The sequence below is a fragment of the Xanthomonas sp. WHRI 6106 genome, from assembly GCF_040202405.1.
GTDB classification, from domain to species: domain Bacteria; phylum Pseudomonadota; class Gammaproteobacteria; order Xanthomonadales; family Xanthomonadaceae; genus Xanthomonas; species Xanthomonas cannabis.
The window spans coordinates 174,433-195,114 of sequence record NZ_JBEGFC010000009.1 but is presented as its reverse complement, the minus strand read 5'-3'; the positions used below and the strand labels follow the sequence as shown (position 1 = coordinate 195,114).

The window sequence follows — 20,682 nt, the reverse complement described above, 5'->3', positions numbered from 1 at the left end:
CTAAGTTGGGTCGGGAGCGGAGTTCGCCGTTGCGAATCCCTAATCCCCAATCACGAATCCCGGCTGCCCTGGCTTACCAGGGCAGCCATGATCGCCTTCTGCACATGCAGGCGATTCTCGGCTTCATCGATGGCGATGCAGTTGGGCGAATCCATCACCGCGTCGGTGGCCTTGACATTGCGACGCAGCGGCAGGCAATGCGAGAACACGCCGTTGTTGGTCAGCGCCATCTTGCGTTCGTCGACGATGAAATGCTGGTACTGGTCGCGGATCGGCTTTTCCGGCTCCCACTTGCCGAAGAACGGCAGCGCGCCCCAGCTCTTGGCATACACCACATCGGCGCCGGCATAGGCGCTGTCGATGTCATGACTCACCTGCAGCGAACCGCCGCTTTCGGCCACGTTCTGCGCCGCCCAGTCCATGTAACGCTGGTCCAGGATGTAGTCCGGCGTCGGGCACAGCAGGGTCACGTCCATGCCCATGCGGGTGGCGATCGTCAGCGCGGAATTGGCTACCGCGGTGTTGAGCGGCTTGGGGTGGTAGGTCCAGGTCAGCACGTACTTCTTGCCGCGCAGATCCTGCGTGCCGAAATGCTCCTGCAGCGCCAGCGCATGCGCCAGCTCCTGGCATGGGTGGGTGATGGTCTCCATGTTGATCACCGGCACCGGCGAATACTTGGCAAAGCTCTTGAGCACCTGGTCCTCGCGGTCCTTGGACCAGTCGACGAACTTCGGAAACGCGCGCACGCCGATCAGGTCGACATAGCGCCCCAGCACGCGCGCCACTTCGGCGATGTGCTCCTCCGTATCGCCGTCCATCACCGTGCCCAGGTTGAATTCGATCGGCCACGCATCCTTGCCCGGCTGCAGCACCACCGCATGCCCACCCAGCTGGAACGCGCCCAGCTCGAAACTGGTGCGGGTGCGCATCGACGGGTTGAAGAACACCAGCGCGATCGACTTGCCCTTCAGCTCGCTTCCCAGCTTGTTGCGTTTGAACAGCGCGGCCTGGGTCAACAGCGCTTCCAGTTCGGCGCGGCTCCAGTCCTGGGTGTTCAAGAAGTGCTTCAGTGACATCGATCGATCCTTTGCTGCGTGCTGCTGCTGCGTGGTCCGCCAGGAGCGACGGGGTGCGCGACATGCGCGTTTCTTGCGGTTGAAACTTTCGTGACGCCAAAACGAAAAAACCCAGCCTGCGGGCTGGGTTCTCAACGACGGACAGCAAAACGCCCCGGTTACCCAGCGAAAATGTGGGATTCCGGTCGGCGGGCACGCGAGGTCATGCCGGAGGCCATCCGGGCGGCGCTGGTGTCGTGCTGAAAGGGGTTTGCTTGCATAGGGCGCGAATCCTCGCATGCATGCGGGCACGGCGCAACCGCTATGCGTCTCATCGCGGCGGCGCGACGATGGCATCGGGAATGTACGGGGTCACCGAGACCCGGATGCGCAGCCGGTTTCCCGGATCTTCCGGTAACCGCGAGCGGTATTTGGTGCCCTTGTAGACATAATCCACGTCGAAGGCAATCGGGCGCCGGAACTCGCGCGGCACTTCCACCACCTTGCAATTGCGGCGCGTACTGGTCGGCGGCACCGCTGCAGGCGCCGCCGGCTCGGGACGCCGCGAGAACATTTCCTTGACCGAATCGACCATGCGGTTGATGCGCCCCTCGTCCTCGGCCGACGTGGCCGCCGGCTGGGCCGCCTGCTCGGACTCGCACTGTTCTTCAATGCGGGTGGCGCGCAAGGTCTGGTAGACCGGCTCCACGTTGAGCACCTGCGCGTAATCCAGCTTCACGTTCTCGATCACCACGACCCGGTTCTTGGGGTCCGGCTCTGCCGCGTGCACCGAGGTTGCCTGCCAGGCCAGGACACACAGCAGCATGAAGAACGGAGAAGGTCGCATCAGTACCAGGAAAGCGCAGCCGGGCAATACGTAAGTGTATGGAGCTTGCGATCTCCGGGGCTGAACGCAGCCCATCCGGTTACCGGTGTCACAGTGCCGGTTCGCCATCCTGCCGCAACGGGCTAGAATCGCGCGGTTACCCTTTTTTCAGATGCCGATGAGCCTGCGCCTGCATAACAACCTGACGCGGCGGGTCGAGCCGTTCGTGCCGCTCGATCCGTCCAGCCCCACCCTGTATGTGTGCGGTCCCACCGTCTACAACTACGCGCACATCGGCAACGCCCGCGGCCCTGTGGTGTTCGATGTCCTGGCCGCACTGCTGCGGCGCCGCTATGGCGCGCTGCGCTACGCACGCAACATCACCGACGTGGACGACAAGATCAACGCCGCCGCGCAGGCGCAGGGCGTGCCGATCTCGACCATCACCGACCGCTTTGCCGCGATCTACCGGCAGGACATGGCCGCGCTCGGCGTGGTGCCACCGGACATCGAACCGGAGGCCACCGCACACATCCCGCAGATCGTGGCGATGATCGAGCAGTTGATCGCCAGGGAGCATGCCTACGCCGCCGAAGGCCACGTCCTGTTTGCGGTCGCCAGCTTTGAGGGCTATGGCAGGCTGTCGCGCCGCGACCCGGACGAAATGCTGGCCGGCGCGCGCGTGGACGTGGCGCCCTACAAGCGCGACCCCGGCGACTTCGTGCTGTGGAAGCCGTCCAGCGACGACCTGCCCGGCTGGGATTCGCCCTGGGGCCGTGGCCGCCCCGGCTGGCATATCGAATGCTCGGCGATGGCCGCCGCGCACCTGGGCCCGACCATCGACATCCACGCCGGCGGCGTGGACCTGCAGTTCCCGCACCACGAAAACGAGATTGCGCAGAGCGAGTGCGCGCACGGCGGCGCCACCTTCGCACGCTTCTGGCTGCACAACGGCATGCTCAATTTCAGCGGCGCCAAGATGAGCAAGTCGCTGGGCAATATCGAAACCGTGCACGACCTGATCGCCAGGCATCCGCCGGAGGCATTGCGCCTTGCGCTGCTGAGTGCGCATTACCGGCAGCCGCTGGATTGGTCGGAGGCGTTGATCGAGGATCAGGTCAAGCGGCTGGACGGCTTGTACGGCACCTTGCGGGGCCTGCAGGCGGTTGAAGCGGAGCCAACGATTCCCGAGCCGATCGAAGACGCACTCAACGACGATCTCAACACGCCACTAGCGCTGGCAGTGTTGGCGAAGCTGGCGAAGGAAGCCAACCGGGCGCTGCTCGAGCTCGCTCCGGCCGGCAACCCGACGAACGCCCCGAGCCCGCAGACGCTTGCAGCATTGCAACGCGCCAAGGCCGAGCTGCTCGGCGCCGGATTGGCACTGGGCCTGTTGCAACAGGACCCGGCCGCCTGGTTCTCGCGCGGCACCGACGCCGGCGACGATGCACGCATCACCGCGCTGGTGGAAGAACGCAGCGCCGCGAAGAAAGCCAGGGATTTCGCCCGCGCCGACGCCATTCGCACGCAACTGGCAGACGAAGGCATCGTGCTCGAAGACACCCCGCAGGGCGTACGCTGGAAGCGCGCATGAGCCTCCCTTCTCCCATCGGGAAGAAGGTGGCGCGCAGCGTCGGATGAGGGTGCGCGCGAACTCATGAGAGACCTTGATGCATGTGGCTGCGCATGTACCCTCACCCCAACCCCTCTCCCGGCGGGAGAGGGGCTAGTTCATGGCAATGCCCTATTCCCCGGCGCACTCCTCTGACGTACTTATTTTGAAACCGCACGTGCATCCCCATCTCTCCGACGCACACGCCTGTCCCTTCTCCCGCCGGGAGAAGGTGGCGCGCAGCGCCGGATGAGGGTAAGGGCGAAGCCACATGCATCAACACGCCATGCTTGGCGCGCACCTCACTCCGGCCCTGCTCTGCGATCCGGCCCGCGCTGGCAGCGCGGTTGCTCCAGGGCCCGCGCGCCGGTGGCATGCAAACCACGCCTTCTCGCCCCAGCGCGAAAGGGGCTTTGACCAACGCTTCTGGATGTCCTGATGACCAACTCCCCCTTTCCGCTCGAGCACACTGCCGTCGAGGCACAGACGGCCATCGCCGATGAGTTTTCCTTCTTCGGCGACTGGTCCGAGCGCTACCAGTACCTGATCGACCTGGGCCGCAAACTGCCCACCTTCCCCGAACAGTGGAAGACCGAAGAACACCGACTGCACGGCTGCCAGTCGATGGTGTGGATCGTGCCCGAAGGCAATGCCGAGCGGCTGGACTTCCATGCTGTCAGCGATTCGGCCATCGTTTCGGGGCTGATCTATCTGGCATTGCGCGTGTATTCCGGGCGTAGCGCGCAGGAGATTCTGGCCACCGAACCGGACTACATCGCCGGCATTGGTTTGGCCAAGCACCTGTCGCCGACCCGCAGCAACGGCGTGGCCGCCATGCTGGCCTTCATCCGCGACACCGCGCGCGCGCAGCAGTGAGCACGCCCGCGCCCTCGCCCACCGATTCGTTGCGCACGCTGTTCGCCCACCCAGGGTTTGGCCTGGTGCTGCTGTACCGGGTGGCGGCGATGCTGTCGTACCAGATCGTGGCGGTCACGGTCGGCTGGCACATCTACGAGATCACCCGCAATCCGCTCTCGCTGGGCCTGATCGGCCTGGCGGAGATCCTGCCGTTCTTCTGCATCGCCCCGTTTGCCGGCTACCTGGTCGATCACCTGCCGCGTCGCCGGCTGGGCATGGTGGCGGTGCTGGGCCTGGTCGCCACTGCACTCCTGCTGCTGGCGATCACGCAAGGCTGGTTGCCGGTGCAAGGCGTATGGCCGATCTATGCCGCCATTGCGCTGACCGGCGCGGCGCGCTCGTTCCTGTCGCCGGTCTACAACGCCCTGTTCGCCCGTGCACTGCCGCGCGAAGCGTTCGCACGCGGCGCCAGCATCGGCAGCGTCACCTTCCAGGCCGGCATGGTGATCGGCCCGGCGCTGGGCGGCGTGCTGGTCGGCTGGGGCGGCAAGGGGCTGGCCTATGGCGTGGCTGCCAGCGTGGCGATGGTGGCGATCCTGGCACTGGCGCTGTTGCGCGTGAGCGAGCCGGTCAACGAGGGCCCGCGCGCGCCGATCTTCCGCAGCATCGCCGAAGGCGCGCAGTTCGTGCTGTCCAACCAGATCATGCTGGGCGCGATGGCGCTGGACATGTTCTCGGTCCTGTTGGGTGGCGCGGTGTCGATGCTGCCGGCCTTCATCCACGACATCCTGCACTACGGCCCGGAAGGCCTGGGCATCCTGCGTGGTGCCCCGGCACTGGGCTCGATCGTGGTGGGCGTCTGGCTGGCGCGCCACCCGTTGCAGCGCAACGCCGGGCGTGTGCTGATGCTCTCGGTGGCCGGGTTCGGGCTGTGCACCATCGCCTTCGGGCTGTCGCGTCATTTCTGGCTGTCGGCGGCGATCCTGCTGGTGTACGGGATGTGCGACGGGGTGTCGGTGGTGGTGCGGCAGACCATCCTGCAGCTGGCCACGCCCGATGCCATGCGCGGCCGGGTGTCGTCGATCAACGGCATCTTCATCGGCTCGTCCAACGAGCTGGGCGCGTTCTACGACGGCGTGATGGCGCGCCTGGTCGGGCTGGTGCCGGCGGTGGTGATCGGCGGCTGCGTCACCCTGGGCGTGGTGGCGACCACGGCCTGGAAGGCGCCGCGCCTACGCAAGCTGGACTTACGCGAGCTGCAATAGCCGGATGCACAGGCAGCAGCGGCCGCGGATGCGGTGGTTGCTGCCTGTCGCGTTGAAGCATCCTTGCGCCGCACGCCGGCACACGCGCCCGCTGCATGCCCTGCCATGGGAGTCGTCAACATTACGCGGCGCCCGATGCGACGGCGTGATACCACGACTGTCCGTCATGCGGGACCGCATGCAGATCGTCCGTCAGCCGTTGTGCCAGTGCAGCCGGCTCGCCGATCGCCGCGTAGTCGCCGCGCGCCGCGTGCTGCCGCAGCGCCTTGCGCATGCGCTGCGCCATGGACGGATCGATGTAGTGTGCCTCGAGCGCGGCGTCAGCCACCGCCGTCGGTAGCGCACGCTGCTCGGCCTGATTGGCCGCTGCTTGTGTTGCCCGCGTCGCGGCGCAGGCCAGCGCGCAGGCGATGCCCAACAAGATCGCTGCTCGCTGCATGTTTGCCTCCTGCGCGCCGCGCACCGGGGTGGCAGCTATGTCGGCCCTGCCGCTGCGGCTCACCATACGCCTGCACACCGCGCGCGGCGACCATAAAAAAACCCCGCGCTGGCGGGGTCTTTCGTGAGCGTCGAGGCGCCGGATCAGTCGCCCTGCTGCTTCTGCAGATGCTCCCAACGCTCCTGGGCGTCGATGGTGCGCTCGGCGGTGAGACGCGCTTCCAGGCGGTCCAGACCGATTTCTTCGCCAGTATCAACGCAGTACCCGTAGTCGCCGTCTTCCAGACGCTTGAGGGTGCTGTCGATCTTGGAGATCAGCTTGCGTGCGCGGTCACGCGCGCGCAGTTCCAGCGAGTTCTCGGTCTCGCGCGTGGCACGCTCGGCTTCGTCGCCGATGTCGCGCACTTCTTCGCGCAGGTTTTCGATGGTCTGCTTGGATTCCTCGACCATCTCGTTGCGCCAGCTCTGCAGGCGCTGACGGAAGTATTCCTGCTGCAGCTTGCTCATGTACTCCTCGTCCGCAGACGGCTTGTAGCCCTGCGGGAGGATCGGGCGCCCGGTGGCGTCGTCGGTCTTGTAGTCGACCACCTTGTACTTGGTCTTGGGCGTCTGACTGGACGGCTTGGCGGTCACGGCCACAGCAACCTTGCCGACCGGACGGGTCGCGGCGGGCTTGGCGGGGGCTTCGGTTTTGGTTGGCGTTTTAGCGGAAGATTTCGAAACGGGCACGGGATTCTTAGGTGACGGGGTCGCAGACTTTGCCGGCTTCGCAGGGACGGCCTTGAGGGCCGGTGCGGGCGCGGGCTTTTCAGCCTTGACCGGGACTGACTTGGCCGCAGCCGGCCTGGTGGCCGGCTTCGGTACGGACTTGGACGCCGCCGGCTTTGCGGCCGGCTTGGCGGCAGCCGGAGCTGCCTTGCTGGCCGCCGGCTTGGCAGCCGTCTTGGCGACAGGTTTCGCGGGCTTGGTCGCGGGCTTGGAGACCGGCGCCGGCTTGGCAGCGGTCTTGGTCGCAGCTGCCTTCTTGGCAACCGGTTGCTTGGGGGCCGGCGCCGCCTTCTTGGCGGCCGGTTTTGCAGCGGCGGGCGCCGCTGCCTTCTTCGCAACGGGTTTGGCGGACTTCTTGGCGGCCTCTACGGCCTTTTTTGCAGGTTTTTTAGCAGCCACGAAACGCTCTTCCTTGGTTCCCCCGGGGCCCGGGAAAGCGGGTCTTTATAGCGTACCCCGCAGACCCCCGGCAACCACCTATTAATGCAACTCGCATATGATTGGCAAGTGATCTCACGCCTGCTCATCGCGCTGTTGCGCTTCTACAAGCTGTTCATCAGCCCCCTGCTCGGGCCGCGCTGCCGGTTTGCGCCCAGCTGCTCGGAGTATGCGATGACTGCCATCGGCCGCTTCGGCCCGCTGCGCGGTTGCTGGCTGGCTGCACGCCGGCTGGGCCGCTGCCACCCTTTCCATCCAGGCGGGTTCGATCCGGTGCCCGATGCGCCCGGCGCCGCCACGCCATCTTCTTCCTGCCGCTGCAAAGGACCTCATCCATGAGCCGAACCCTCATCATCAATGCCCGCCTGGTCAACGAAGGCAAGGAGTTCGATGCCGACCTGCTGATCGAGGGCGGTCGCATCGCCAGGATCGACAGCAGCATCACACCCGCCGACGGCGATACCGTGGTGGACGCGGCCGGGCGCTGGGTGCTGCCGGGCATGATCGACGACCAGGTGCATTTCCGTGAGCCGGGCCTGACCCACAAGGGCGACATCGCCACCGAATCCGGTGCGGCCGTGGCCGGCGGCCTGACCAGCTTCATGGACATGCCTAATACCAACCCGCCTACCCTGGATGCGGCCGCGCTGCAGGCCAAGTACGACGCCGCGGCCGGGCGCGCCTGGGCCAACTATGGTTTCTACATGGGCGCCAGCAACGACAATCTGGCCCACATCCAGTCGCTGGACCCCAAGACGGCGCCGGGCATCAAGGTGTTCATGGGCGCCTCCACCGGCAACATGCTGGTCGATAACCCCGAAACCCTGGACGCCATCTTCCGGGATGCGCCAACCCCCATCATCACCCACTGCGAAGACACGCCGACCATCGATGCGACGATGGCGCAGTACAAGGAGAAGTACGGCGACGCGCTGACGCCGGACATGCACCCGGACATCCGCTCGCGCGAAGCCTGCCTGAAGTCCTCGCAGCTGGCGGTGGCGTTGGCGCGCAGGCACAACACACGCCTGCACGTGCTGCATATCTCCACCGCCGATGAGCTGTCGCTGTTCGAAGCAGGCCCGCTGGTGGACGCCGACGGCAAGCTGCGCAAGCGCATCACCGCCGAGACCTGCATCCACTTCCTGCGTTTCGACCGCAGCGACTACGCGCGCCTGGGCAACCTGATCAAGTGCAACCCGGCGATCAAGGACCCCGAGGACCGTCTGGCCTTGATCCAGGCGCTGGCCGAAGACGTGATCGACGTGCTTGCCACCGACCACGCCCCGCACACCTGGGAAGAGAAGCAGAAGCCGTACGCACAGGCGCCCTCGGGCCTGCCGCTGGTGCAGTACGCACTGGTCGCCGCACTGGAGCTGGTGCACGAAGGCAAGCTGCCGATCACCCGCATCGTGCAGAAGTTCGCGCATGCACCGGCACAGCTGTTCGATGTGGAACAGCGCGGCTTCCTGCGCGAGGGCTATTTCGCTGACCTGGTGATGATCGACAACACCCCGTTCACCGTGAAGCGTGAGCAGGTGTTGTCCAAGTGCGGCTGGTCGCCGTTCGAAGGCACCACCTTCCGCTCGCGCATCGCCGCGACCTGGGTCAACGGCCAGCAGGTGTGGGATGGCGAGCAGCTGGTCGGTAGCGCCGCCGGCCAGCGCCTGACCTTCGACCGCTGATGCGCGCAAGTCTGTTGGGCGCCTGGTTGATCCTGGCGCCGGTCGCGCTGGTGGCAGGTACTGCCGATGCGCAGAGCGCGACCGCCGCGACTGATGTCGTGTTTCCGCAAAGCGCCTCGCAAGGTGCGCTGCTGATCGGCAAGGTGCCGGCGGGCAGCAAGGTGCAGTACGCCGGCCGGACCCTGCGTGTAAGCGGCTACGGAAGCGTGGTGTTCGGTATCGGCCGCGACGCCACAGGGCCATTGCAGGTGCAGATCACCCCGCCCGGAGGCAGCACGCAGACCGTGAGCATCGCAGTGACGCCGCGCGACTGGCCGATCGAGCGCGTCAACGGCGTGTCGCCCAAGACAGTCAATCCACCAGCGGCGATTGCCGAACGTATAAAGCGTGAGCAGGCGCAGGTGACCGCGGCGCGCGATCGCGACGATGCGCGTACGGATTTTGCGCAGCCCTTCATTTGGCCGGTGCAAGGCCGCATCAGTGGCCGCTTCGGCAATGCACGCGTGTACAACGGACAGCCAGGCGCCGGCCATTCGGGCATGGACATTGCCGTGCCCACCGGCACCCCGGTGAAGGCACCGGCGGCCGGCGTGGTGACGTTCACGGCGCCGGACCTGTATCTCACCGGCGGGACGGTGCTGCTGGATCACGGCTTTGGCGTGAGCTCGAATTTCCTGCATTTGTCGCGTATCGACGTGAAGGTGGGCGATCGGGTCGAGCAAGGCCAGGTCATCGCGGCCGTTGGTGCGACCGGGCGCGCGACCGGGCCGCATCTGCACTGGGGAATGAATTGGTTCGACGTGCGGATCGATCCATTGCTGGTGCTCGAACGCGGTAAATAACTTGCGGGCTATCTGGGGGCTTCACGCTCTCCGGCGCGCGGCGGCGCGGTTGCTCTCGCGCGGCGTCGACATCACTGCGGCGCGGTTCGACGTGCGGATCGATCCGTTGCTGGTGCTCGAACGCGGTAAATAACTTGCGGGCTATCCGAGGCGCCACGCTCTCCGGCGCGCGGCGGCGCGGTTGCTCTCGCGCGGCGTCGAGATCGCTGCGGCGCGGTTCGACGTGCGGATCGATCCATTGCTGGTGCTCGAACGCGGCAAATAACTGGCGGGCTATCTGCGGGCGTCACGCTCTCCGGCGCGCGGCGGCGCGGCTGCTGTCGCGCGGCGTCAAGATCACTGCGGCGCGGTTCGACGTGCGGATCGATCCATTGCTGGTGCTCGAACGCGGTAAATAACTTGCGGGCTATCTCGGGGCTTCACGCTCTCCGGCGCGCGGCGGCGCACTTGCTGTCGCATGGCGTCGAGAACGCTGCGGCGCGGTTCGACGTGCAGATCGACCCGCTGCTGCTGCGCATGCGGCGTGCCACCAATCAGGCGTCTCAGGCCATGCCCGGCGTAAGGCCGCACTTGCCTTCTCCCCCGGGAGAAGGTGGCGCGCAGCGCCGGATGAGGGTGCGGCAGCGTCAGGTATCTTGCGGTACGCGCCTCCTCAAAGCCCCCGCGCAACGGCCGGCAGCGAGCCTTGCCTAATGCCGCATCTGCAGCGGCAATACTGGCTGCCGCAATCGCCCATGGCAGCGATGCAGAGACGATGCTCCTGTACATAACCCGCTCCCAAGCACAGACCTGAATGCGGAAAGCGCGTCCGCAGACGCATGTTCATCCACGCGCGTCTCGCCGCTGCCCGCCACCTTGGCTTGGCAGACCTACCCGCTGCGCATGTGTCCGCCTGCAGGCTTTGCGGTATAACCGGAAGGCCGCCGAGCGTCGGCTGACTGCAGCGCTAGCTCAGCTCGCGACGGTCCATCCGCGCCACTGGCGGACGTGCCTGGTCTCCCCTCCCCGACCGCAGGAGATGTGCGACATGCGCAACGAGCAACTCAAGCCCACCCTCGGCACCTGGCAGTTATGGGGTATTGCGGTGGGCCTGGTGATCTCCGGCGAGTATTTCGGCTGGAGTTATGGCTGGGGGACTGCAGGGACATTGGGGTTTCTGGTCACCACGTTGCTGGTCGCGGTGATGTACACCTGCTTCATCTTCAGCTTCACCGAACTGACCACTGCCATCCCGAATGCAGGCGGCCCGTTCGCCTACAGCCTGCGTGCGTTCGGCACCTATGGCGGGATGCTCGCGGGCCTGGCTACCCTGATCGAATTCGTGTTTGCGCCGCCCGCCATTGCGATGGCCATCGGGGCGTACCTGAACGTGCAGTTCCCCACGCTCGACCCGCGCGTCGCGGCGATCGGCGCGTACGGGATCTTCATGAGCTTGAACATCGTCGGCGTGGCGATTGCGGCCACCTTCGAGCTGATCGTGACCTTGCTGGCAGTGATCGAGCTGCTGGTCTTCATGGGCGTGGTGGCGCCGGGTTTCAGCGTGGCGCGCTTTACGGCCAATGGCTGGGCCGGCAGCGACGTGTTCGGGCCGGCGGCCATCTCCGGCATCTTTGCGGCGATTCCGTTTGCGATCTGGTTCTTCCTGGCGATCGAAGGCGCCGCCATGGCGGCCGAGGAAGCCAAGGACCCCAGGCGCACCATTCCGCGCGCCTACATCGCCGGCATCCTCACCCTGGTGGCGCTGGCGCTGGGCGTGATGGTGTTTGCCGGCGGCGTGGGCGACTGGCGTCAGCTGTCCAACATCAACGATCCGCTGCCGCAGGCGATGAAGGCAGTGGTGGGCAACAGTTCCACCTGGCTGCACATGCTGGTGTGGATCGGCCTGTTCGGCCTGGTGGCCAGCTTCCACGGCATCATCCTGGGCTATTCGCGGCAGTTCTTCGCCCTGGCACGCGCCGGCTTCCTGCCGCACGGGTTGGCGAAACTGTCGCGCTTCCGCACGCCACATCGCGCGATCCTGGCCGGCGGCGTCATCGGCATTGCGGCCATCTGCAGCGACGGCGTCGTCAAGATCCAGGGCATGTCGCTGACCGCGGCCATGATCACCATGTCGGTGTTCGGTGCAATCGTGATGTATGTCATGAGCATGCTCAGCCTGTTCACGCTGCGCCGTCGCGAACCGCGGCTGGAGCGCAGCTTCCGGGCTCCGGGCTATCCGCTGGTGCCGGCGGTCGCGCTGGCACTGGCGGTGGTGTGCCTGGTGGCGATGGTGTGGTTCAACCCGATCGTGGCGGTGATCTTCGTCGGCCTGCTGCTGCTCGGCGCAGCCTGTTGCGTGCTGAGCCTGCGTCGCCAGGGCGCCACTGCGGCCGGCAGCACATGAGCGGCTTCGCCTTCACTGCCGGTGGCGAACGTTTCCGGTTTGCCGATCTCAAGCAGTTGCTGGCCAAGGCCACGCCGGCCCGCTCGGGCGATCAGCTGGCCGGGCTGGCGGCAGAATCCGGGCTGCAACGGGCGGCAGCGCAGATGGCACTGGCAGATCTGCCGCTGCGCCATTTCCTGCAGGAAGCGGTGGTGCCCTATGACAGCGACGAAGTCACCCGGCTGATCGTCGACCAGCACGATGCGACGGCGTTTGCCGCGGTGGCTCATCTCACCGTCGGCGGCTTTCGCGACTGGTTGCTGAGCCCGCAGGCTGACGAAGCCACATTGGCGGCGCTGGCACCGGGGCTGACGCCGGAAATGGTGGCGGCGGTGTCCAAGCTGATGCGGGTGCAGGACCTGATCCTGGTGGCGCAGAAGACACGTGTGGTCACGCGCTTTCGCAACACCCTGGGCCTGCGTGGCCGGCTGTCGACGCGGCTGCAGCCCAACCACCCCACCGACGATGCCACCGGCATTGCCGCCAGCGTGCTCGACGGCCTGCTGTACGGCAACGGCGATGCAGTGATCGGCATCAACCCGGCCAGCGACAGTCTGGCGGCAACCACCGCATTGCTGCGCATGCTCGATGCGGTGATCACCGGCTATCAGATTCCCACCCAATCGTGCGTGCTGGCCCATGTCACCACCACCATCGAGGCCATCGACCGCGGCGTGCCGGTGGATCTGGTGTTCCAGTCCATCGCAGGCACCGAAGCAGCCAACGCCAGCTTCGGCATCAATCTGGCGCTCTTGCAGGAAGGCTACGAGGCCGGCCTGTCGCTGCGCCGGGGCAACGTCGGCGACAACGTGATGTATTTCGAGACCGGCCAGGGCAGTGCCTTGTCGGCCAACGCGCACCACGGCGTGGACCAACAGACCTGCGAGGTGCGCGCGTATGCGGTGGCGCGGCAGTTCAAGCCGCTGCTGGTCAACACCGTGGTCGGCTTCATCGGCCCGGAGTATCTGTATGACGGCAAGCAGATCATCCGCGCCGGGCTGGAGGATCATTTCTGCGGCAAATTGCTCGGCGTGCCGATGGGCTGCGACATCTGCTACACCAATCATGCCGAAGCCGATCAGGACGACATGGACGTGTTGCTCACCCTGCTCGGCGCGGCCGGCATCAACTTCATCATGGGTATCCCCGGCTCGGACGATGTGATGCTCAACTACCAGACCACCTCGTTCCACGATGCGCTGTATGCGCGCCAGGCGCTTGGCCTGCGCGCCGCGCCCGAGTTCGAGCAGTGGCTGGAGCAACACGGCATCCTGCGGTTGCACGACGATGGGCGGTTTGAACTGGGCAGCGAGGTCCCGGCACCGTTTCGTCGTGCGCTCTCGCAGCTGTCTTCCGGTACCCCATCGTGAGCAACCCGGCCACACCGCCGCGCGATGCATGGGCACGGTTACGCCAACTGACCCCGGCGCGCATTGCGCTGGGGCGGGTCGGCACCAGCCTGCCAACTGCTGCCCACCTGGAGTTCCAACTGGCGCATGCGCAGGCGCGGGATGCGGTACACCTGGCGTTCGACCCGGCTGCGTTGCAGGCAGCGCTGCGGCGACGAGGGAGCGACAGCATCCTGTTGCAGAGCGCGGCAGCAGACCGCCATACCTATCTGCAGCGCCCGGACCTGGGCCGCTGCCTGTCCGACACTGCGGCGACCCAGCTACGTGGCCAGACCGCCGTGCACGGCGGCGGCCACGATGTGGCGATGGTGGTCGCCGACGGCCTGTCTGCGCTCGCGGTACACCGGCATGCCGTGCCGATGGTGGAACACATCGACGCATTGGCAGTGCAGCAAGGCTGGACAGTGGCGCCAGTAGCGCTGGTCGCACAGGGGCGCGTGGCGGTGGGCGATGAAGTGGGCGAACTGCTCAAGGCGCGCGCGGTCGTCGTGTTGATCGGCGAACGTCCCGGGCTCAGCTCGCCCGACAGCCTGGGACTCTATCTCACCTACGCGCCGCGCGTCGGCCTGACCGATGCCGCGCGCAACTGCATTTCCAATATTCGTGCAGAAGGCCTGAGCTATGCCGACGCGACGCGCAAACTGGCGTACCTGCTACGCGAGGCCTTCCGGCGCAGGCTCTCCGGCGTGCAGCTCAAGGACGAGGCCGAGCAGCCGGCCCTGCTCTCCGACGGACCGACGGACGCGGCGCCCCGCAACTTCCTGCTGCCTGACTGACCTGCATCGGTCGCCGACGCACGCCTGCATGCACCACGCACCACCGCAGAGCCTACTTCAGCGCGCCATCCTGCGGATTGCTGGCTGCATAGGTGCTGGTCTGCAGTTCGTTGTCGTGCGGGTGGCGCAGCGCCTGACGTACATCGTCCGGAAGTTGCTCCACATCCAGCATCACCTTGCCCGAGTGCACATCGCGTACCACCGAGGCCGGCAACACGAAGTCGCCACCGTTTTCGATATTGATCACCAGTTCGGCGCCGTCGTTGCGGATATCGCGCACCGCGCCGACGCCGACTTCACCGTCGCGCAGGAACACCATCTGGCCGATTTCGATCTGCTGCATTGTCCGTCTCCGTCTGAGGCATCGCGACAGCTGCGCAACGCCATGAACGACGATCATGGCGTTGCGCCGTGTCTGGGGGCGGTGAAGCGCAGATCAGTGCGGCGTCGGCGCGTGCAGCAAGGCGCCTGCCGGCAGGCGTGCCGGCTGCCCGGCGACGCGCTCGAACTCGGTGATGTCGTGCGAGCAGAACAGCTCGACCTCCCCGCCGTGGTGCTGACGCAGGCGACGCAAACGTTGCTGATTGCCCAGCCGCGCGGCGCGATCCTTTTCCAGCATCCACTGATACAGGCGCAGCCCCGGCGTGCAGTACGGTTGCTGCGCATCCATCTCGCGATGGAAGAAATACGCATCGCCTGCCAGCAGCAACCAGCGTTCGGCGCTGCGCACGGCAATGGCCGCATGCCCCAGCGTGTGGCCCGGCAGCGGCAGCATCAGGATCTCCGGCGGCAGGCCGTGCAGGTCGCGCACGCAGTCCAGGCCCATCCAGCGTTCGCCGGCAAGCGCGTCATAGGCATGCCATTGGCCACGTGTGGACCACTGTTGCGGCCGGAACCGTTGCCGATCCATCCAGGTGCGCTGCGCAAATGCCGCGTCACGCTCGCTCGCCATCAGATGCACACGCGCATGCGGGAAGTCATCCAGCCCGCCGGCATGATCGAAATCCAGATGGGTCAGGATGATGTGCCGCACATCGCGCGGGTCCAGGCCCAGGCGTTGAATCTGCCGAATCGCCGTCATTTCCTCGCGGAGCTCCGGCCGGACCAGGGCCAGAAAGAAACCGCTCAGACGTGCGCGTGGCTCGGCCACATCGCGCAACCCAAAGCCGGTGTCGATCAGCACCAGCCCGGCGCTGGTCTCCACCAGCAGACAGTGGCAACACAGGTGACCGCGATTCAATACACCAGGCGTGCGAGCGTCCATCAGATGTCCGCCCAGCGGACAGGTGGAAATGCAGTTCAGGTGATGCACGCGCATCGGCGCGCTCCGCTTGGCGGACCAGCGTCGCAGTGCCGGCGTCGCACCCCGGTGACCGTTTGTGCCACCGGAGTGCGCATGCACACGCGACCTTGACGGCCGCGTGCGCTAGGAACTCAGCGCAGCGGAACGTCCGCCACCTTGTCCTGGTAATCCTTTTTCGGGTCGACGCCAAACAGCACCTTGATCCCGGCAAGCAGGCTGGAGCCGTTGAGCCAGATCTGTGCGTGGTCCGCATCCAGGCGTAGCAGCGCCAATTTCGGGTCGTCCTTTCCGCCTTCGTACCATGCGGCCACGTGCGGGTTCCACAAGCGCTCGACCACGGCAGGATCGGTGTCCTCGCGCAGCGAACCGCTGATGCTGGCGAACAGGTCATGCCCCTTGCTGCTGAAGGCGCCGATGACGCGACGGCCCTGCCCCAGCATGGCGATCAATGCATTGTCCTTGGAGGTGAAGAACCAGATCGGGCCGCCGCTGTCGCCTTCGATCTGCGCGGTCATCGGACGCGCGTGGCCGTCTTCGACGCCATCCAGGCCCAGCATCACGGTGCGGTCGGACTTCAAGGCCTTCCAGAATTTGTCCTGCAGTTCTTTGGGATCTGCCATTTCGATTCCTGACGTACGCGTTTGCACGCGGGCCGCTGAGTCTGGAAGGATGCATGCCCACGGCATGTGAGGACGCGGCGCTGCACCATGCATCCGGCAGTGCCGGCCCACGCAGCATCGCCTGGTGAGCGTGTTGGGATCTGGTCCCGTTGCAAACCGTGATCACTCCGCACATCTCGTACATTGCTCTGCGCCGTCGGTCATCCACGAGCGAACCCGGCAGTACCATCGCCCTGCCCTGCGTGCGGCGACTGGCGTGAGTTCGAGTGGATGGCCGCTGCGACGTAGCGGCCACTGCGCGCGAATTGCCGGCATTCCACAGGTATGCACGCATCCCTTCCCAAGCGAGCACCTCACCATGTCCGTCCCGTCCCTGCGCACGACCTGCATCGCCGCTGCGTTGCTGACGCTTGTCAGCGTCGATGCATCCGCACTCACCGGCACCGCCACGCGGCCGCAGCTCACCCGTAGCGAAGCCAGTACCTATACGATCACCCAGGCACTGGCCAAGGCCGGGCCAATCACCGCACCGGTCACCGACAACTGGAATCCCACCGCCGGCGTTGCGCTGCTCAGTGCCGACTACGCCGTGGCCGCGGACGGCTCCACCAGTTACCGCAGCGTGCAATCGGCGATCGATGCAGCGGTGACCGCCGGTGGCACCACGCGCCGCTACATCAGCATCAAGGCGGGCACCTACACCGAACTGGTCTGCGTGCCGGCCAACGCGCCGCCGTTGACGCTGTTCGGGCTGGGCGCGTCCGCAGGCGACACCGTCATTCGCTTCAACAACGCCAACCCCACGCCCAAGCCGGCGGGCACCGCCAGCCACGCCTGCGCCAGCAATGCGGCGGCGACCACGGTCGGCACGTCCAACAGCGCCACGGTGACGGTGCGCGCCGCCGACTTCCAGGCGCGCCATCTGCGCATCGACAACAACTACGTCGAAGGCACCTACGCCGACACCAATCAGTCAGCCGTCGCACTGGCCGTGCGTGGCGACAAGGCCAGTTTCGAGGACGTGTCGATCACCGGCAACCAGGACACCTTGCTGATCAGCGCCGCCAACGCGGCCAACGTCAATCGTGCCTACTTCAAGAACAGCACGATCGACGGCGATGTCGATTTCATCTTCGGCTCGGGCATCGGCGTGTTCGACAAGGCGACCATCCGTTCGCTCGGTGCACGCCTGGGAACCAGCCGGGGCGGCTACATCTTTGCACCGAGTACGCGCCCCGGCAGCAGCTACGGCTTTCTGGCGATCAACAGCAGTTTTGTGGCGGTTTCCGGCTCGCCCGACAACCAGACCTACCTGGGCCGTGCCTGGGACGAAGGTGTCAGTGGCCTGAGTACGTATGTCAACGGCACCTCGCCCAACGGCCAGGTCACGGTGCGCGATTCCACCCTGGGCAGCCACATCCACAAGGCGGCGCCGTGGAATGCATCCACGGCCAACCGTCCGTTCTGCAGCAGCGGCTGTGCCAACTCGGCCAACCGTTTCTATGAGTACGGCAACAGCGGTGCAGGCGCCGCCGACTGAGCTGTCTGCAACAGCGTCCTGGACGACGCGCGTCGCTTTCAAGGGCGCGATGACACCCGGCACTGCACTGGCCTGGCGCGCGACGCGCCAGGCCAACGGGCCCTCTGGTCTTGTTGCTGCCGTGCCGTTGAGTGCGGCGCACCACGGAATTGCAGCAATGCGTTGCTGGCTTCGGCAAACCGGTGCTGAGTTCGCCCCGCCGACGCCGGGCAGCGGGGCAAGGCGCCACGCTGGCGCCCGCACCTGACCGATCGGCACTGCGGCAGCAAACCGCCGCCCGTGCAACCGCATGCAACCATGCCACTGTCGTGACCGCAGATGGCTGCCGTGCACAGATCGGGCAGGCGCGTCCTGTCCTCCCCGGAGCACGCCTAATGCCCAGCCCCACCTTCCCCACCCGCGCGCCACTGACCGTGGCGTTGATTGGCCTGATCAGCCTCCAGGCCGGCGCCGCACCACCGCATGCACAGGCGGATGCCGATAGCGCGCACAGCATCTCCACCAGCTGGAGCGTGATCCGGCAGCCGACGCTGCCGACACGGATCTGCAGCACGCTCAAGGCGGCCCTGGTGCCGGTTGCCGGTTCACTGGATGCGCTCGATCAGGATCCGGCGCGCTCCAAGCGCGATACCGCGCGCCTGCAGGCCGCCATCGACGATTGCCCGGCGGGCAGCGCGGTGCATCTGGTCCCCGGCGATGCCGGCGAGTCGGGCCTGTTGACCGGCCCGCTCACCATCAAGAGCGGCGTCACGTTGTGGATCGACCGCAACGTCACCGTGTTCGCCTCGCGTAATCCGCAGGACTATGACAACGGCCTGGGCACCTGCGGTACCGCCACCACCGACAAGGCCAAGTCGTGCAATCCGCTGATCCATTTTTCCGACACTGCCAACAGCGCCATCGTCGGCGCCGGCAAGATCGACGGCCGTGGCGGGAGCACGCTCACCGCCGGGCCCAATGCCGGCAAGGCCAGCTGGTGGGATCTTGCCTATCTCAACGTCACCAAGGGCTTGAGCCAGCACGTGCCGCGCCTGATGCAGATCGACAACAGCACCGACGTGACGCTGTACGACATCACCCTGGAAAACTCGCCCAACTTCCACCTCATCAGCGACAACGTGGTGGGGCTGACTGCATGGGGCATCAAGATCCTGGCGCCCAGCCTGGTGTATTCGCGCCCCGGGTATCGCTGCCCGGCCGGCAGCACGCCGGACGTCAATCCGCATGCGACCTGTTTTACCCCCGAAACCGCCAAGAACACCGACGGATTCGACCCCGGCCAGTCGACGAACGTGCTGCTGGCCTATTCGTACATCGGCACCGGCGATGATGGCGTGGCCATCAAGGCAGGGGCCAAGGCCACGCGCGTCATCGCCTCGGAGAACATGCTGTTCGCCTACAACCAGTTCTATTTCACGCATGGCTTTTCGCTGGGCAGCGAAACCGACGCCGGCATGCGCCACATCGCCGTGCGCGGCTTGAGCATCGACGGCTTCAACGCAAACGACGTTGCGCGCGACCCGTACTCGGCCAATGGCCTGCGCATCAAGTCAGACGCCTCACGTGGGGGGCAGGTCTCCGACATCAGTTTCGACACCATCTGCATGCGCGGCGTCGCGCGTCCGCTGGTGTTCGATGCCAACTACGCCAACGCGGCCGTACACGGCAAGATCCCGCAGTTCAGCGGCATTTCGCTGCGCAATGTGCATTCGCTGGGTTCAACGACCCTCGGCGCCGGCGAACTGAGCTTTTATGGGTATCGCGATGCCAGCACCACGCGGCCGATCACCCTGTCGCTGGACAATGTCGTGCTCGATGGCGGCAAGGTCAGCTTTGCGCAGCCCCACTTCGGCGGACCGGCCAGCAATCCGGGTGCGGTGCATTTCAGCTTCAACGGCGGCCCGGTGAGCTTCTATGACCAGCTCACGGCCTCGGTGCAGGACGATGTGCAGCTGCAGGGCACTCCCGGCCCGGGCAAGCCGCTGGACTGCAGCAACGCCTTCATTGCGTACCACACCGTGCTGCCCGATTCGCCGATCTGATCGCGGCCACGCGTGCGCCCTGAAGCCCGGTGGCTGCATTCCAGCAGGATGCAGCCACCGGGCGTTTCACGCCGAGCCGCTGGCCGCCCGCCAGCTATGCCACAGCTGCTGGACCGGCGGCGGATAGGCCGCCTTGCCGGCCAGTTCGCGCTGCAGGCGCAGCCGTGCCAGCCGCGACCACACCCGGTGCGGTCGCGCCAGGGCCGGCTTGCGCGGCCACGCACGCAGCAACTGCGTGCGCCATGCCACCGTGGTCACGCCGCCAGGCGCTGCGCTATCGCCGGCCACGCGCTGGCGTGCGTCCAGCCATTGCACTGCCACCGCCGTGGCATCGCCCGGCTGTGCACGCGCAAACAGCACCGCTTCCACCGCAACCACTGCCTGGGCGAAGTCACGCAGCTGCTCCAGTGCCTGCTGCAACGATGCAGGCTGCACACGCGCGGCCTGCATCGCGGGCAAGGTGTTGGCCAGTTGCGCCCACGGCGCACGTACCGGCTCCAGCACGCGCCCCAACGGGTGACGCGAGCGCTGGCTGGACCAGTCGCGCAGCTCCTGCTGCCACCAGGCCAGCTTGGCATCGGCCGGCAACGGGTCGCCGGCGATGTTCATGATGTCCTCCCATTCCTGCAGCAACGCAAACCAGGCAGCGCTCAGGCGCCGCTGCGGTTCGGGAACGAAAGGCTCGGCAACCGACCACTCCGGCCAGCGGGTGCGCCACTTGTCGAGAAAACTGTCGAGAGCACTGGATTGGCTCATGGCTGGTCCGAAAAAAAAGCGAAAGAA

The 20,682-nt window shown here is 66.3% G+C and carries 19 protein-coding genes; 11 read left to right on the top strand and 8 right to left on the bottom strand.

The annotated features are described in order from the left end of the window. Nucleotides 1-50: 50 nt before the first annotated feature. Nucleotides 51-1,076, bottom strand: a complete 1,026-nt coding sequence (locus ABQZ09_RS14345; RefSeq protein WP_349777205.1) for an N-acetylornithine carbamoyltransferase — start codon at nucleotides 1,074-1,076, stop codon at nucleotides 51-53. Nucleotides 1,077-1,386: 310 nt separating this feature from the next. Further along, the gene (locus tag ABQZ09_RS14340) at nucleotides 1,387-1,881 is read right to left on the bottom strand and encodes a hypothetical protein (RefSeq protein ID WP_039414234.1); all 495 of its coding nucleotides are present in this window, start codon (nucleotides 1,879-1,881) and stop codon (nucleotides 1,387-1,389) included. Between the two features lie 178 nt (nucleotides 1,882-2,059). Between ABQZ09_RS14340 and cysS the strand changes: the two genes are divergently transcribed. The 3 genes from cysS to ABQZ09_RS14325 all read left to right on the top strand — a co-directional run bounded on the left by cysS (nucleotide 2,060) and on the right by ABQZ09_RS14325 (nucleotide 5,616). After that, a complete protein-coding gene (cysS, locus tag ABQZ09_RS14335) occupies nucleotides 2,060-3,475 on the top strand; it encodes a cysteine--tRNA ligase (RefSeq protein ID WP_349777204.1) in 1,416 nt (471 codons plus the stop codon). Between the two features lie 456 nt (nucleotides 3,476-3,931). Continuing rightward, complete coding sequence (locus ABQZ09_RS14330; RefSeq protein ID WP_349777203.1) at nucleotides 3,932-4,369, top strand: SufE family protein; 438 nt, start codon at nucleotides 3,932-3,934, stop codon at nucleotides 4,367-4,369. Next, entirely contained in the window at nucleotides 4,366-5,616 is a 1,251-nt protein-coding gene (locus ABQZ09_RS14325) for an MFS transporter (protein ID WP_039407586.1), read from the top strand. Before ABQZ09_RS14330 ends, ABQZ09_RS14325 begins: the two co-directional genes overlap by 4 nt. Before the next feature lie 121 nt (nucleotides 5,617-5,737). Here the strand turns inward: ABQZ09_RS14325 and ABQZ09_RS14320 are convergent, their stop codons facing one another. Beyond that, the gene (locus ABQZ09_RS14320; RefSeq protein WP_349777202.1) at nucleotides 5,738-6,121 is read right to left on the bottom strand and encodes a S41 family peptidase; all 384 of its coding nucleotides are present in this window, start codon (nucleotides 6,119-6,121) and stop codon (nucleotides 5,738-5,740) included. Nucleotides 6,122-6,198: 77 nt separating this feature from the next. Continuing rightward, nucleotides 6,199-7,221 (bottom strand): RNA polymerase-binding protein DksA, encoded by a 1,023-nt coding sequence (gene dksA, locus ABQZ09_RS14315; RefSeq protein ID WP_349777201.1) that lies wholly within the window; start codon nucleotides 7,219-7,221, stop codon nucleotides 6,199-6,201. Between the two features lie 84 nt (nucleotides 7,222-7,305). Here dksA and yidD point away from each other — a divergent pair, with 84 nt between their 5' ends. From yidD to eutC, 6 genes are all read left to right on the top strand, one after another. Then, entirely contained in the window at nucleotides 7,306-7,599 is a 294-nt protein-coding gene (gene yidD / locus ABQZ09_RS14310) for a membrane protein insertion efficiency factor YidD (RefSeq protein WP_039407592.1), read from the top strand. Next, nucleotides 7,596-8,945, top strand: coding sequence for a dihydroorotase (locus ABQZ09_RS14305; RefSeq protein ID WP_039407595.1), 1,350 nt, complete (start codon nucleotides 7,596-7,598; stop codon nucleotides 8,943-8,945). Before yidD ends, ABQZ09_RS14305 begins: the two co-directional genes overlap by 4 nt. Beyond that, on the top strand, nucleotides 8,945-9,787 hold the full coding sequence (locus ABQZ09_RS14300) for a M23 family metallopeptidase (protein WP_184554606.1): 843 nt from the start codon (nucleotides 8,945-8,947) through the stop codon (nucleotides 9,785-9,787). The genes ABQZ09_RS14305 and ABQZ09_RS14300 overlap by 1 nt, the downstream gene beginning before the upstream one ends. A gap of 1,018 nt (nucleotides 9,788-10,805) precedes the next feature. Continuing rightward, entirely contained in the window at nucleotides 10,806-12,170 is a 1,365-nt protein-coding gene (gene eat / locus ABQZ09_RS14295) for an ethanolamine permease (protein ID WP_349777200.1), read from the top strand. After that, entirely contained in the window at nucleotides 12,167-13,579 is a 1,413-nt protein-coding gene (locus ABQZ09_RS14290; RefSeq protein ID WP_349777199.1) for an ethanolamine ammonia-lyase subunit EutB, read from the top strand. The genes eat and ABQZ09_RS14290 overlap by 4 nt, the downstream gene beginning before the upstream one ends. Then, nucleotides 13,576-14,394 carry an ethanolamine ammonia-lyase subunit EutC gene (eutC, locus tag ABQZ09_RS14285; RefSeq protein WP_228314642.1) on the top strand — a complete coding sequence of 273 codons (819 nt, stop codon included), beginning with the start codon at nucleotides 13,576-13,578 and terminating at the stop codon, nucleotides 14,392-14,394. Before ABQZ09_RS14290 ends, eutC begins: the two co-directional genes overlap by 4 nt. Nucleotides 14,395-14,446: 52 nt before the next feature. Here the strand turns inward: eutC and ABQZ09_RS14280 are convergent, their stop codons facing one another. The 3 genes from ABQZ09_RS14280 to ABQZ09_RS14270 all read right to left on the bottom strand — a co-directional run bounded on the left by ABQZ09_RS14280 (nucleotide 14,447) and on the right by ABQZ09_RS14270 (nucleotide 16,317). Continuing rightward, nucleotides 14,447-14,737: a hypothetical protein gene (locus tag ABQZ09_RS14280; RefSeq protein ID WP_039407608.1), complete on the bottom strand. Its 291-nt coding sequence runs from the start codon at nucleotides 14,735-14,737 to the stop codon at nucleotides 14,447-14,449. Nucleotides 14,738-14,830: 93 nt separating this feature from the next. Beyond that, the gene (locus ABQZ09_RS14275) at nucleotides 14,831-15,712 is read right to left on the bottom strand and encodes an MBL fold metallo-hydrolase (protein ID WP_349777198.1); all 882 of its coding nucleotides are present in this window, start codon (nucleotides 15,710-15,712) and stop codon (nucleotides 14,831-14,833) included. A 116-nt stretch (nucleotides 15,713-15,828) separates the two neighbouring features. Continuing rightward, entirely contained in the window at nucleotides 15,829-16,317 is a 489-nt protein-coding gene (locus ABQZ09_RS14270) for a pyridoxamine 5'-phosphate oxidase family protein (protein WP_039407610.1), read from the bottom strand. 400 nt (nucleotides 16,318-16,717) lie between these two features. Between ABQZ09_RS14270 and ABQZ09_RS14265 the strand changes: the two genes are divergently transcribed. Further along, nucleotides 16,718-17,857, top strand: a complete 1,140-nt coding sequence (locus ABQZ09_RS14265; protein WP_349777218.1) for a putative acyl-CoA thioester hydrolase — start codon at nucleotides 16,718-16,720, stop codon at nucleotides 17,855-17,857. Between the two features lie 374 nt (nucleotides 17,858-18,231). Then, nucleotides 18,232-19,899, top strand: a complete 1,668-nt coding sequence (locus ABQZ09_RS14260; protein ID WP_349777197.1) for a glycoside hydrolase family 28 protein — start codon at nucleotides 18,232-18,234, stop codon at nucleotides 19,897-19,899. A gap of 66 nt (nucleotides 19,900-19,965) precedes the next feature. Here ABQZ09_RS14260 and ABQZ09_RS14255 read toward each other — a convergent pair whose 3' ends face one another. Continuing rightward, the gene (locus ABQZ09_RS14255; RefSeq protein ID WP_349777196.1) at nucleotides 19,966-20,655 is read right to left on the bottom strand and encodes an isoprenoid biosynthesis enzyme family protein; all 690 of its coding nucleotides are present in this window, start codon (nucleotides 20,653-20,655) and stop codon (nucleotides 19,966-19,968) included. Between the last annotated feature and the right edge of the window lie 27 nt (nucleotides 20,656-20,682).